Source organism: Deinococcota bacterium (genome assembly GCA_030858465.1).
Taxonomy (GTDB): domain Bacteria; phylum Deinococcota; class Deinococci; order Deinococcales; family Trueperaceae; genus JALZLY01.
Genome location: JALZLY010000102.1, coordinates 1 through 13,219, shown reverse-complemented (window position 1 = coordinate 13,219; position 13,219 = coordinate 1). Strand labels below are relative to the sequence as shown.

Genomic DNA, 13,219 nt, shown 5'->3' with positions numbered 1-13,219 from the left:
CAGCCTTCTTGTACAATACTTTTGCCGGTTTGGATTCGCCCGTCGTGGAATTTGAGAGCTGAAAAATGGATACCTTCTATGCCGATCTGGCAACCGTAGAGAACTTTTCGGATATTACCGATCCCGGCAGGTACGTAGCCGTCCCAGCCGAGTGGTACGTCGTCGTAGCCGACGTCAAGGGCTCAACCGAGGCGCTCCTCGCCGGGCGCTACAAGCAGGTGAATATGGTGGGCGCCGCGGTTATCGTCGCCCTTTTAAATATCGCCGGAAAGATTGAAATCCCCTTTATCTTTGGTGGCGACGGCGCCATCCTGCTGATCCCGCCGTCGCTGCTAGCTCCGGCGGAGACCGCCCTGCTGGGCGTCCAGGCGCTGGCACGGCGCGAGTTCGAGCTGGACTTGCGGGTTGGGCTGGTGCCGGTTGCCAGCCTGCTGGCAGTCCACCCGCTAGACGTTGCCAAGTTCAAGGTGTCGGACAACTATGTCCAGGCCATGTTCACCGGGGGCGGGCTTCTCCATGCCGAAGAGCTCGTCAAGAATCCTGCCACGGCCGAACGCTACGCGGTCGACGATGACGGCAGCGGCGCGGAGGCTGACCTGAGCGGGTTGGAGTGTCGCTGGCGTGACATCGCCAGCAAGTATGGGGAAACCGTCAGCCTGCTGATTCTGGCTACCACCGGGCTGCCGGAAGATGACAATGCGCTCTACCGTGAGGTTCTTAGCGAAATAGCCCGCTGCTATGGAGCGGACGCCGATCATCATCCCATCGCCTTGGATATGCTCCGACCCTCGTTCAATCCCGAAACGCTGAGCTTCGAAGCCAAGCTGCGAAGCGGCCCGCGGCCCTTGCGCCGGCAGGTCTATCTGGGAAAGATCTGGCTCCAGAACCTGCTGTTCAAACTGTTTGTCGTGGGCAGGATCGTCACCGGGAAGACCGAATGGGTGCTTTATCCCGCGATGGTGCAGCAGACCGTCGACTACAAGAAGTTTGACGACACCCTGCGGATGGTGATCTCCGGCACCACGCGGCAACGAGAAAGCTTGACCCGGTGGCTTGACGGCAGATACCGGGCGGGCGAGTTGGTCTATGGCCTCCACACCTCCGACCGCGCCATCATGACCTGTCTGGTCTTTGAACGGATGGGTCGCCAGGTGCATTTTGTGGATGGGGCGGATGGCGGCTATACACTGGCGGCTCGAGCCATGAAGAAGCGCCTCCAGGCTAGCGCCCAGCGGCAGGCTGAAGGCGCCGGTCAAGGGAGCGCAAGACAGCAAGTGTAGCGGCGCCTTGATGCTGACGCGCGACGCCTTTGCGGACCGCGGCTGAGCGTGAGACCATCGCAGGTCGATGAGCAAGGACCATGGAGACGGCCGGACCAGGTCTCCTCCTGACTCCTGTTATCCTGTCCTCATGAAAGCGATAGCACTAGACGCGATGGGCGGCGACCAGGCGCCGGCGGCGACCGTGCAGGGCGCGCTGCTGGCGGCCGGTGAGGGCATCCCCGTGGTCTTGGTGGGCGACCGCGAGAGGATCGAAGCCGAGCTCGAGGGCAAGAACACCGAGGCGCTGCCCCTGCGTGTCCACCACGCGAGCGACGTCATCACCATGGAGGATCACGCCAGCGAGGTGCGCGGCCGCAAGGACTCGAGCATCGTGCAAGCGGCGCTGCTCGTCAAAAGGGGCGAGGCCTCGGCCTGCGTGTCGATGGGCCACTCGGGCGCGACCATGGCGGCGGCCCTCCTGGGCCTGGGGCGCATCCGCGGCGTCGAGCGGCCGGCTATCTTGACCGACGTGCCCAGCCAAAAGGGCCGGGTGGCGCTCTTGGACGTGGGCGCCAACGCCGAGTGCCGGCCCAGCCATCTCCAGCACTTCGCGGTGATGGGCGCGGCCTACGCGCGCGCCTTTTTCGGCAAGAGCGCGCCCAGCGTGGGGCTGCTCTCGATCGGCGAGGAGCCGCACAAGGGCAACGATCTGGTGATCCGGGCGCACGCGCTCCTGCGCGAGACCGCGGGCATCCGTTTCTACGGCAACGTCGAGGGGCGCGACCTGTTTAGGGGCACGACCGACGTGGTGGTGACCGACGGCTTTACCGGCAACGTGGTCCTCAAGCTGGCCGAGGGCGAGGCCAAGGTGCTCTTCGCCTGGCTGCGCGAGGAGCTCCTCGCGGGCGGCGCCATGACCAGGCTCGGCGCGGCGCTGGTCAAACCGGCGCTGCTCAGGGTGGCGGCTAGGCTCGACCCCGACGAGTACGGCGGCGCGCCGCTGCTGGGCGTGGACGGCTTCGTCTTTATCGGGCACGGCTCGTCGGGGGCGGTGGCGGTCAGGAACGCGCTCAGGACCTCGAGCCGCGCCGTCGAGGTGGGGCTGGTAGAGCGGCTGCGCGGGGACATGGCGGCACTGGCGCAGGAGACCGGGCAGCAGGTGACCGGGCAGCAGGAGACCGGGCGGCAGGAGAGCCGGACCCGAGAGAGCCAAAGCTAGGTGGGGTCATGAACGTGAACTGGCTCGAGAACATCCGGCGAGTCCTCCAGAACGACCCCACGGCGTTTTTGCTGGCGCTCGCCAGCGACGCTTTCCTGACGCTCCTGGTCTTGGCTCTCCTGGGCTTCTTCCTGACGCGCTGGGCGCAGGGTGCCCGCCGCGCCCTGGCCGGCCGCGACTGGGACGAGGCGCGCCGGGAGGGCGAGCAGGCGCGCCTTGCGGTCATCTACCGCTACTTGCACAATACCCTCTTCGCGGGCGCGCTGCTCTTGTTCCTAGGGCTCTTCAGCATGCGCTTCGGGGTGCCGCTCCTGTCGGACATGGCCCTTGGCGTGCGGATCTGGCTGGTCACGGGCGGGGCGGGCCGGATCATCGTCATCGTCCTCGCCGTCGTGGCCGCCAACGCCCTGCTGAGCGTCGCCCGCAGGGCCACCGGGGTGATCGCGCCGGTGAGCGGCCAGCGCTTCGAGCGCCAGGTCGCCCGCGCCGCGACGATTCGCAGCGTGGTCGATTCGACCCTGCAGGTGGTCGTCTCGACGCTGCTCGTCATCTTCGTCTTGAGCCAGCTCGGCGCCGACATCGCGGCGCTGCTGGCCGGGGTGGGCATCTTGGGCCTGGCCATTTCCTTTGGCGCGCAGTCCCTGGTCAAGGACCTGATCACCGGCTTTTTCATCCTGATGGAGGACCAATACGGCGTCGGCGACGTGGTCACGGTGGCGGGGCTGACCGGCCTGGTCGAAGCCATCGGCCTGCGCATCACCACCTTGCGCGACGTCGAGGGCCGCGTCCACATCATCCCCAACGGCCAGATCGACAAGGCCACGGTGATGAGCAAGGACTGGTCGCGCGCCGTGATGGATATCGAGGTCGCCTACCGCACCGACCTCGAGCAGGCCCTCGCGGTTCTGCGCGACGAGGCCGAGCGCTTTGCCGAGGACCCGAACTGGCAGTGGCGCATCCTGGAGCCGCCCGAGGTCTTGGGCGTCGAGATGCTGGGTGCTTCGGGCATCGCCTTGCGCTGCCTCTTCAAGACGCTGCCCAAGGAGCAGTGGAACACCGCCCGTGAATTTCGTAAGCGCATCAAGGCGCGCTTCGACGCCGAAAACATCGAGATCCCCTTTCCGCACCTCACGGTCTACTGGGGCGAGGGTCAGCGGCCCGAGCTGGGCGGCGGCTCGAGAGCCCAGGAATAGCCCATCCCCGCCTTGAGGGGATGAGGCCAGGGGACTTTTGAGCGGGCAGAGTCGTGAGGGCGAAGGCGCCTTTTGTGGGGTCGAAGGCGCGTCAGCGCGCCGCAGGCGGCTCGAGACGAGCCAAGACCCAGCTTATGAAGGCGGGGTCGCCGAGGCCCGTGACGGGAAAAGGCTGCACCCGCGGCGGGGCCACCGCCGGGTCGTAGAACACGAAGTCGAAGAGGTGGATGACGGCGTCGCCCCCCGGCGCTGGCGGCGCGGCGATAAAGTAGGCGAAGCTCGCCTCGTCGATGGTGCCGTCCACGACGCCAGGAATGCCCACCTCGGCGGGTTCGGGGTCGTCCTGATCGAGATGGATGGCGATCCGGCCGGTGCCGATCAGGACCAGGCTGGGCAGCCGCCCCGTCTCCTGGGTGACCAGGCGCCGGGCGTTGGTGAGCGCCGTGTCGACGCTGTCGCCGAGCTCGGGGCTGTCGGGAAGGCCGGTGATGGGCAAGAAGTCGCCTGGGCGCAGAGCGATGAGCGTGGGGCCGACCGCGCCCAGGTCAACGACCGGATTGGCCAGGGTACCGGCGATCTCGGCAACGATGCGGGGCAGGGTCCCGGCCGGCCGGGGCAGCGGAATGTCCAGGATGCGGGCATCGCCGCGGTCTTGCGTCCAGAAGAGCCGGTCGTTCGCACCGGCAAAGGTCTGGCTCAGGTAGAGGCCGCCCGGCAAGACGTTGTCGTCGGCAACGTCCACGATGCGCGGCGCCAAGCCCGGCCCCGGCCGCAGGTCCAGGACCACCACCGAGTTGAGGGCAGTGGGGCTGGCGCAGGCGCCGCGGCTGTCGTTGAGGACCGCGGCGTAGCGACCCGTCGCCGAGACCTGGACATGAACCGGGCAAAAGCTCAGCTCGACGTTTTGCAGGGCGGGCGTCCGGGCGAGCCCAGGACCGAGCTCGAGCGCCGGCCTCGCCTCGACAAAGCCGCTTGGGTCGTTCGGGCTGATGTCCGCGCTGACGAAAAAGCTCAGGAAGGCCGGGCCGCCCAGCACATTGCCCGCCCGGCTCAGGACCACGAGCTCGTCGCGCTCCCGCGGACGGTTGGTGAAGTCGTAGGCGACGGGGGGCGCGGGCAGCGGCCGCTCGCTGCCCGCCAGGACGGCCTGCTCCTGGCAGATGGGGTCAGCTCCGGTGCAGAGCGTCTCCGCGCGCACCAGGGCGACCTTGCCGCCCGCCGCGTCGCTGTAGCCGACCACCAGGAGGACGTCGGGCTGCACCGCGGTGGTACCGGTGCAGCCAGCCAGCCCGAGCAGCAGGAGCCCCAGGGCGCCCAGAGCTATCTTGTTCGCCGGTATGGTTTGAGCCAGTGTCATCTCTTCATCCTACTGTGCCGGGATGAGATCCGCCAGATGGAACCTGGTAGCCAGTGTAGCCAGTCAAGGGCCTACCATTCGTTGGCGTCAACAGGTGCTGTCGCCGTGCTACACTCGAGGCATGCAGCCAGCAGTCAAAGCGTCGCCTATGAGCGTCACCGACTATCTGGCGCTGGAAGAGTTCAGCGCCGTGCGTCACGAGTATGTGGCGGGCGAGCTTTACGCTTTGGCGGGCGCCACGGAGTCCCACAACCGCATCGCCGGAAATATCTTCGGCCATCTCTGGGCGGCGGCGAGGGGGAGTGCATGCCGCGTCTTTATGAGCGATATGAAGCTCCATATCGACCATGGTACAGAGAGCGGTACAGAGAGCCTTTTCTACTACCCGGACGTGATGGTGGTATGCGACTCTGAAGACCGCGAAGCCCTTTATAAGACACGCCCTTGCCTCGTCGTTGAGGTTCTCTCGCCCGGCACCGATGCCACCGACCGGCGTGAGAAGCTCTTTCACTACAAGAGACTTGCCGGTTTGCAGACCTATATGATGGTGTCGCAAGACGAGTCGAAGGTGAGCTACCACTACCGCGACGAGGCAAGGAGGTGGTGGCAAGCCGAGGCGTCGGGCGAGGGGGTGGTGCCGTTCCCTTGCCCAGAGTTGAGCCTGTCGCTGGCGGACATTTACGAAGGGGTATGCTAGCCTTATGGGTATTCCTTACCCTCAAGCGTCTTATCCGCTACTACAGGGATGCACCAAGATGTGTTCTTATCCACACGCTGCTTCCCAAGGTCAGAGGTTGGTCTCGCTACTAAGGGAAGACCACTAGTCCCGTCCCGGCAGGCGGATATCGGTCTCGAACTCCTGCTGCAGGCCCTCGCTGCCGCCCGGCGCACCGACGCCCAGCGAGACGCGGCCGCTGCTCGTGTCCCAGGAGCCGTAGAGCGCCCAGCAGCAGCGGTCCCAGACGACATAGACGAGTGGTTGCAGGTTCCAGGGGCTCTGCTCGGGGTTGGCGCCGCTGAAGTCCCAGACGTCATTGAAGATGGTCGAGACGAAGACGTCGTCGAGGACGCGCACGGTGAGGGCCAAGTCGGCGAACTCGAGGGTGCTGCCGGTGACCGCCGTGCCGTCGAAGAGGCTCCGGTAGCGCAGCGTTCCCTGCAGGCCGACGCGCTCGGCGAGCTGGGCGCTCAAGAGCAGGTTGGCGCTCTGCAGGTAGCTGACCGGCAAGAGGTCGTCTTGCACGAGCAGGTTGGCGGCGAGGTCGACACCAAAGGTGAGCGGCCCGACGGCGCCGGTCGGCACGTTGACAAAGGCGTCCAGGCGGCTTCCCTGAAAGCCGCCCAGGCCTTCGGCCAGGGCCGGGTTGAAGGTGGTGCTGTAGCGCAGGCTCCAGGCCTCGACCCCGTCCGGGCGCTGCAGGTCGCGGAGCTGAAAGACCCAGTTTTGCGCGGCCAGGGGGTCGGGCGTGAGGCCGAACCACTCGAGCGGCAGGGCGGCGAAGCCGGTGGCCTCGAAGCCCAAGACGCCGCGCCAGTTGAACACGTAGCGGGAGTTGCCCAAGCGATTCTGGACGAAGTCGAGCTCCTGGCGCAAGTAGAGCTCGAAGGGGTCTAAGGAGGCGGCGAACTCGAGGCCGAGCTGCTGCGTCTCGCCGCGGTTTACGTCGCGGACGTAGGTCACCCGGGCACCGGGCAGGGCGAGGGTGCCAAGCAGGGCGGCCTGCTCGATGCTGCCGGCGGTCACCACCAGGCGCAGCGGGTCCCAGAACTCGAAGACACCGTCCGCGGCGGGGGCGGCGGGGGCGTAGGTATAGCCCGACCGCGCGTCGATTTGGAGGTAGGGCTGGAGGCTGAAGCCGAAGCGGCCGGTGGTGCGGGTGGTGTCTACCGCCTCGTCCAGCTGGCGCGAGAGGCTCTGGGGGTCTAGATCCTGGATGTGGCTCAGCTCGAGCGTGAAGGGCGCCTGGCGCAGGGCGAGTTCGGCGCGCAACTCGCCCGGATCGCCCTCTTGAACATCGTAGACGTTGCGCAGGACCAGGCTCAGCCAGTTCAGGTTCTCGAAGAGCGTGAGGGTGGTCTCGAGCGGACCGGGTCCGACCGCGTCGGGACGCCTGGTGTCCACGAAGACGTAGGTCTCGCGCAGGCCCAGGCTGAGCCAGGGCAGCGGCCGCAAGGAGAGCGTCCCGCTGAGCTCGGTGCGGCTCGCCGGGGTGAGGGCGTCGAAGTTAAACGGCGTCTCGCCCTCGCTGACGAGGCGCTGGAAGGTGACGTTCAGGCTGCCCAGGCCGCCGAAGTCCTGGAGCGCGTTCAAACGGCTGTTCCACTGCACCAGGCGCTCGCCGGTGGTGTAGTACTGGCCGCGGAAGGTGTTCAAGCCGTCGATGGTGAGGCCCGCCCAGGGGCTCACCGGCGACAGGCGCACGCTGCTGCCCTGCAACAGCCGGCCCTCGCTGAGCCGCTCCCCCTGGGTAACCGCCCCGCGGCTAAGGCGGTTGCTGCTGTCCTCGAAGACGCCCAGGTCGAGCTCGAGGTTGCTGGCCACGAAGGGTCCGGCGCTGAAGCTGACGCCCTCGCGGCTCCTTACGCTGAGCTGCCCAAAGGTGCGCTCGGGGGTGTTGAAGGTGAGGTAAGAGGGCAGGCGCAGGCCGAGCTCGGGCTCATGGTCGATGTAGCCGCGGCTTAAAAAGCGCAACTGGAAATCGCCCAGCAGCCTGTCGGCGCTGAAGCGGTACTCGCTGAGCCGCTCTCGCCGCGCGTCGTCGCGCTCGACCAGGATAGCGATGCGCGGCGCGTCGCCGCCGGCGCCCGGGTCTTGCGGAGCGCCCGGGTCTGGCAGCGACAGGTCTGGCAGCGAGTCGTGGCGCCAGCGCAGCCGGAACCGCTCGCGCTGGTCCAGGTCCGGGGTGGCGCCCTGGAAGTAAGGGGTAAAGCCGACGTCGAGTTCGCCCTCGGCCTCGTCGGTGTAGTAGCGGTGGAGAATGCTGCCGCCCAGGTAGTGGGTGTCGACGCCGCCGCCCAGCAGGTTCTCGCTGAAGAAGGTGCCCCCGCCCGGCGTCACGTCGGCCCAGTAGCGCAAGGAGAGCAGCCCAAAGGCGCCCGCGCCCGCGGTGTAGGGCCAGTCGAGGCTGGCCTCGGCGCGTACCGTGGCCGTTCCCTGGGCGACGGACAGCCGCGGCCGCCGCTCTTCGGGCCCGAGCGGGTAGACCATGAGCGGCAGGGTGAAGATGGCCGCGCCGCGGAGCATCACCGTCACCCCCGTGGCGACGATGCGGTCGCCCGGGTAGAGGCGCAGGCTCTCGGCGTGAAAGGAATAGTCCTCGCTGCGCTGGGCGCAGCGACCGCAGGGGCTGAACGAGCCCGAGAGCACGTCTACCTGGCCGGGAAAGCGCGTCACCTCGAGGCCGGTGATGTCGATGGCGGCGGTGACGAGAATGATATCACGGGCTCTGAAGCGCTCGCTGCTCAAGTCCACCACGAAGTCCTCGCCCGTGGTGCTGCCCTCCTCGGCCTGGTAGTAGCCTTCGCCGACCACGCGCAGGAGCCGGTTGGTCACGTCGAACTCCAAGGTCTGGGCCTGGACGAAGCCGCCCTCGAAGCTGAGCGAGGCGGGGTTGCCGGTCAAGACCACGAGCTGCGCGGCCGTGCCGTCGGGGAGCGTGATGTTGCGCTGCTCGAGGCCGTCGGCCTCGATCTCGATGGTGAGGCCCAGGGCGGTACCGCCGAGGCCAATCGCGACAAGCGTCAGGGCCCAAAAGATGCTCTTCATCTAGGCTCTCCAGACCCAGGCCAAGAGGCCGCTTCCCGCCAGGCCGTAGAGCGCCACCGGCGCCCAGCCCGCCAGCTCGGGCGGCAGGGTGCCCTGCGCGCCCAGCAGGTTGAAGACGCTCCAGGTGGCGTAGTAGAGAAAGGTGAGCGCGAAGACGCTCACCAGCCCCAGGCTGAAGGTGCCCTTAAAGGAGACCAGGCCGACGGCCAGCGCCAGCAGGGCAAAGGCCGTGGCCGCCGCGGGCTCGGCGAACTTGCGGTGCAGGGCGGTTCTTTCCGCGCTCATGCGGGCGCCCGACTCGAGGCCGCGCCCGATGCGCGCCAAGAGCTCGCGGAGCGGCAGCTGGGTGAGCTCCAAGCTGCCCGCGGTGGCCGCCGCCAGCCGCCGCAGCGGCACCTCGGCGCCGGCGAAGCCCGCATCCAGGATGACCTCGCTGCGCCGGTAGGTGATGAAGCGCCCGCCGGAAAAGCGCCACAGCCCGCTCGCCTCGTCGAGCACCCCCGCCTCGGCCCGGATGACCTCCTGGGGCCCGGCGCTGCCGCCCGACTGGATGACGGTGACGTTTCGCACCACGCCGCCGGGCTCCAGGCTCTCGATATAGACGCTGCGGCCCAGGGCGTCGGTGAAGAAGTTGCCCTCTTCTAGAAGCGTGCCGGGGCTCTGGATGAGGATGTCCTTCTGGACCTCCAGGGCCCGGGCGCTGCTGCGCGGTACGATGAGCTCGTTGTTCAAAAAGGCGAAGAGGCTGACGCCCAGCCCCAGGGCCAGCATGGGCAGGGCAAAGGCGCCGGGGCTAAGGCCCAGAACGAAGGCGGCCTTGATCTCGCTGTCCTGGCTGAGCCGGGTGAGGCCCAAGAGCGAGGCGAAGAGCAGTGCCAAGGGCAGGCCGTAGCTCGCCGCGGCGGGCAGGCTGTAGAGGAGAAACTGGGCCAGGAGCGCCGGGCTCGCGCCCCGGGCGATGACGTCGGCCAAGACGCTCTGCAAAAAGGCGCCCAGGATGAGCAGGATGAGCACCGCCAGACCGGCGAGGTAGAGCGGCAGGATCTCCCTTACCACGTAGAGGCTAAAGCGCTTCACGAGCTACCTGAGCCTTGTAAGGGCCAAGAGCGCGCCGAAACCGCCGACCACGGCGGGCGTGAACCAGGCCGCCAGGGCGGGCGAGAGCACGCGCTGGTCGTGAAGGTCGCCGGCGAGCGTCCACAGAAAGTAGAAGACCACCAAGAGCACGATGGTCCAGGCGAAGCCCCCGCTGCGGCCGCGCAGGCCCAGGCCGAGCGTACCCGCCAAGAGCGCGAAGATAAGGGCGCCCGAGGCGTCGGCGACGCGCCGGTGAAACTCGAAGAGCAGCTCTCTAGCGTCGCCGCGGGTCTCGCGCACGGCGCGGATCTCGTCCCAGAGCCCGTCCAGGCTTCTCTGATTGGGGGGGACGAGCTCGCTGCCGCGCCGGGTGTCGAAGGGCAGGACGTGGCCGCCGAGCCTCTCGGGCGGCGCGTCCGGCGCGCTGCGCACCGCCTCGTCCAGGGCCCAGGTCCGCGCCCTCGAGTCCCACACGCCCGCGGGCGCGCTGATCTGGCTGCCGTCCGGCAAGATGACCAGGACGCCCTGGAGCTGGGCCTGGTCGAGGTCGTCTTCCAGCCCGCGCAGCCGCCCCGCGAAAAAGATGCTGCCGTCCGCCAAGACATAGGACACGTCGGGCTGCACCTCGGCGGTCGGGCGCTCGTAAAAGAACGAGGCCACGGTGCGTTCGTAGGCGACCTGGCCCCTGGGCTCCAAAAAGCCGTTGTTGACGACGGCAATAATGCTCACGACGGCGCCGAAGAGGAGCAGCGGCGCGAGCAGGCGCAGGGGCGGAACCCCGCTGGCGTAGACGGCCTTGAGCTCGGAGTCGCGGGCGAGGCGGCCCGTCGCCAGGAGGATCGCGAAGACCACCGCGACGGGCAGCGACAGGTGCAAAAAGTAAGGAAGCTGGAAGGTCAGCAGCCGGCCGATCACCCCGAGCGGCGCCTGGAAGTCGATCAGAAATCTCGCCCACAGGGTCAAAAAATCGATCATCAGGAGCAGGATGAAGCTGCCTACGCCGACGACGTAGAGTATGGATACCTCGAGCAGGAGGTAGCGAGAAAGCCGAGACACCGCGCCAGTATACCCAGGACGTGTGAGAAACCCAACAAGGGAGGAGCAAAGGTCTTCACCCGCTCGAGCGGCAGTAGACTGGCCCCATGAAGGTCCGGCTATGAAGGCTCAGCCGCATGCCCACGCATGAAGGCCTGCCCATGAGGGTCCATCTCGTGGCGGTGCAGGCGGCCATGACCCTGGCGGACTACCTTTCCGCCGAAAGCTTCGCCGCCAGGATCGACGCCCTCTGCGCGCGGGCCGCCCAGGGTCTGGACGGGGCGGCCAAGCTCTTCGCCTTTCCCGAGGCTATCGGCTTTCCCCTGCTGCTGGCCCTGGGGGCTGAGGGGCGGCCGGCCAGGGCCGGCCACGAGACCGCCCACGAGACCGCCTACGCCGCCGCTCGCGCCCTCTTGCTGCGCGAGCGGCGCGGCGTCTTGGCCGCCGCTCTGCGGCACCGGACCGGTCCGCTCGGGGCGCTCTACCTCACGCGCGCCAAGGAGGCTTATCTGGCCTACCGGGCGGCCTTCTCCGCGGCGGCCCGGCGTTACCAGGCCACCATCGTCGCCGGCAGCATCTTCTTGCCCCAGCTCGAGGAGGAAGCGTCGCGCGGGCTCTACGTCACCAGCCCCCAGGTTTTCAACACCGCCTTTACCTTCAGCCCCAGCGGGCGCCTCCTCGACCGCACCACCAAGAGCTACCTCACGCCCGCCGAGCTGAGGGCGCGGCTGCGGGGCGGCTCGCCCGCGGGCGTCCATACCTTCGAGACCCCGCTCGGCCGGGTCGGGGTGGCAATCTGCCTCGACGCCTTTTACGGCTCGGTGATGGACCGGCTCGACGGCTTGGGCGCCCGGGTGGTGGTGCAGCCGAGCGCCAACCACGCGCCCTGGCAGAGGGCGTGGCCCGCCGACCCCAGGCACAGCGAGGAGAGCGCCTGGTTTTCCTACGGCCTGAGGGCTGGGCTTCAGGACCGCCTCTACCTCCAGTACGGCGTCAACCCGATGCTGGTGGGTGCGGTCTACGACCTCGAGCCCAGGGGGCGCTCGAGCATCGTCGCCAACACCCGCTTTCACGACACCGCCCTTCATGACGCGGCGCTCGAGGGCTATCCCGGCCTCCTAGCGGTGGCCGAGAGCGACGACGAGGAGGAGGTCGTGTGCGCCACGGTCGAGCTCGCGCCACGTTGGACCGGGCCGGGCTAGCCGCGGGTTAGACTGGGGCCGTGACCGGACGTACGGGCCTCCCCTCGCGCCACCTCCCTCTCAGCCGCGCTGCGGTTGTGGGTCCTGCACCTTTCGCCATACCCTGCCCGGCATGAGTGCGCCGCTGCTCTTGTGGCGCAAGCGGCCGTTGCCGCTCGACTGGGAGGCCGAGTTCGGCGCGCCCGGCCCCCTCGAGCTCGAGATCGGCTTTGGTGATGGCCGCTACACCGTCTTTCGCGCCCTGCGCGAGCCCGAAACCCGCTTCGTCGGCCTGGAGATTTCCGGCGCCAGCATCCTGCGCGCCATGAGGCGGGTGCGGGACGCCGGGCTGGGCAACGTCCGCATCGTCAAGGTGAGCGCGCAGTTCGCCCTGCGCGCGCTCTTCGCGCCGGCTTCGCTGTCGAGCATCACCGTCAACTTCCCGGACCCCTGGCCCAAGGAACGGCACGCCGAGAACCGCCTCCTGCAACGGAGCTTCTTTGAGCTGGCGGCGGGCCGGCTGAGGCCCGGCGGCGCCCTCAAGCTGGCGACCGATCACCCCGACTATCTGGCCTTTGCCGTTGGCGAAGCCGACAGCTCGGGCCGCTACGCGGTCGAGGAGGCCGAGCCGCCCGAGGCGGTCTTCGAGACGAAGTACGCGCTCAAGTGGAGGGCGCAGGGCAAGCTCCTCTACTACCGGCGGTTTCGCCTGGTGACGCCGCTGGCGAATCCGCACCCTAACCTGGAGAGAGAAGCCATGCCCCACGCGGTTCTGTCGGGCAAGCTGCCCGAAAGCCTCGAGTTTAGCAAACAGGTCTGTCCCTACGCCGACGGCCACGTCATCCTCTTGGAACTCTGCCGCAGCCTGGGCGGCGAACACGGCGCGCGCCTGCTCTTTCGCGCCACCGTGGACGAGCCCGACCTGCAGCAGGGGGTCCTGGTGGCGGTGCGGCCCAAGGAGGAGGGGGGGTTGGTGGTCTCGCTCGAGTCCTTCGGCGACCCGGTCATCACCAGGACCGTCAAGGGCGCCGTTCACGCCGTCGTCACCTGGCTGATGGCGGGGGTGCCGGGGCTTAGGCTCGAGCAGGCGTCGTATTGAGCAAACATTGCTCCAAGAACAAACCCACCC

At 68.0% G+C, this 13,219-nt stretch carries 10 protein-coding genes; 6 read left to right on the top strand and 4 right to left on the bottom strand.

Annotated features, from left to right (window positions below):
* The first annotated feature begins 65 nt into the window (after positions 1–65).
* The 3 genes from M3498_04780 to M3498_04770 all read left to right on the top strand — a co-directional run bounded on the left by M3498_04780 (position 66) and on the right by M3498_04770 (position 3,674).
* Complete coding sequence (locus tag M3498_04780) at positions 66–1,280, top strand: DUF3095 domain-containing protein (protein ID MDQ3458612.1); 1,215 nt, start codon at positions 66–68, stop codon at positions 1,278–1,280.
* A 130-nt stretch (positions 1,281–1,410) separates the two neighbouring features.
* On the top strand, positions 1,411–2,481 hold the full coding sequence (gene plsX, locus M3498_04775) for a phosphate acyltransferase PlsX (GenBank protein ID MDQ3458611.1): 1,071 nt from the start codon (positions 1,411–1,413) through the stop codon (positions 2,479–2,481).
* 8 nt (positions 2,482–2,489) lie between these two features.
* The gene (locus tag M3498_04770) at positions 2,490–3,674 is read left to right on the top strand and encodes a mechanosensitive ion channel family protein (protein ID MDQ3458610.1); all 1,185 of its coding nucleotides are present in this window, start codon (positions 2,490–2,492) and stop codon (positions 3,672–3,674) included.
* A gap of 91 nt (positions 3,675–3,765) precedes the next feature.
* On the opposite strand, the gene M3498_04765 is transcribed toward M3498_04770, so the two are convergent.
* Positions 3,766–5,031, bottom strand: a complete 1,266-nt coding sequence (locus tag M3498_04765; protein MDQ3458609.1) for a hypothetical protein — start codon at positions 5,029–5,031, stop codon at positions 3,766–3,768.
* Positions 5,032–5,179: 148 nt separating this feature from the next.
* On the opposite strand from M3498_04765, the gene M3498_04760 reads away from it, so the two are divergent.
* Positions 5,180–5,728, top strand: a complete 549-nt coding sequence (locus M3498_04760; protein MDQ3458608.1) for a Uma2 family endonuclease — start codon at positions 5,180–5,182, stop codon at positions 5,726–5,728.
* A gap of 123 nt (positions 5,729–5,851) precedes the next feature.
* On the opposite strand, the gene M3498_04755 is transcribed toward M3498_04760, so the two are convergent.
* Genes M3498_04755 through M3498_04745 form a run of 3 tightly spaced genes read right to left on the bottom strand, consistent with a single transcriptional unit; the run spans position 5,852 to position 10,930 of the window.
* The gene (locus M3498_04755; protein MDQ3458607.1) at positions 5,852–8,797 is read right to left on the bottom strand and encodes a hypothetical protein; all 2,946 of its coding nucleotides are present in this window, start codon (positions 8,795–8,797) and stop codon (positions 5,852–5,854) included.
* Positions 8,798–9,874, bottom strand: coding sequence for an LptF/LptG family permease (locus M3498_04750; GenBank protein MDQ3458606.1), 1,077 nt, complete (start codon positions 9,872–9,874; stop codon positions 8,798–8,800).
* A 3-nt stretch (positions 9,875–9,877) separates the two neighbouring features.
* Positions 9,878–10,930, bottom strand: coding sequence for an LptF/LptG family permease (locus tag M3498_04745; GenBank protein ID MDQ3458605.1), 1,053 nt, complete (start codon positions 10,928–10,930; stop codon positions 9,878–9,880).
* Between the two features lie 116 nt (positions 10,931–11,046).
* Between M3498_04745 and M3498_04740 the strand changes: the two genes are divergently transcribed.
* Positions 11,047–12,111: a nitrilase gene (locus tag M3498_04740; protein MDQ3458604.1), complete on the top strand. Its 1,065-nt coding sequence runs from the start codon at positions 11,047–11,049 to the stop codon at positions 12,109–12,111.
* A 112-nt stretch (positions 12,112–12,223) separates the two neighbouring features.
* Entirely contained in the window at positions 12,224–13,189 is a 966-nt protein-coding gene (locus tag M3498_04735) for a tRNA (guanine-N7)-methyltransferase (GenBank protein MDQ3458603.1), read from the top strand.
* The last annotated feature ends 30 nt before the right edge of the window (positions 13,190–13,219 follow it).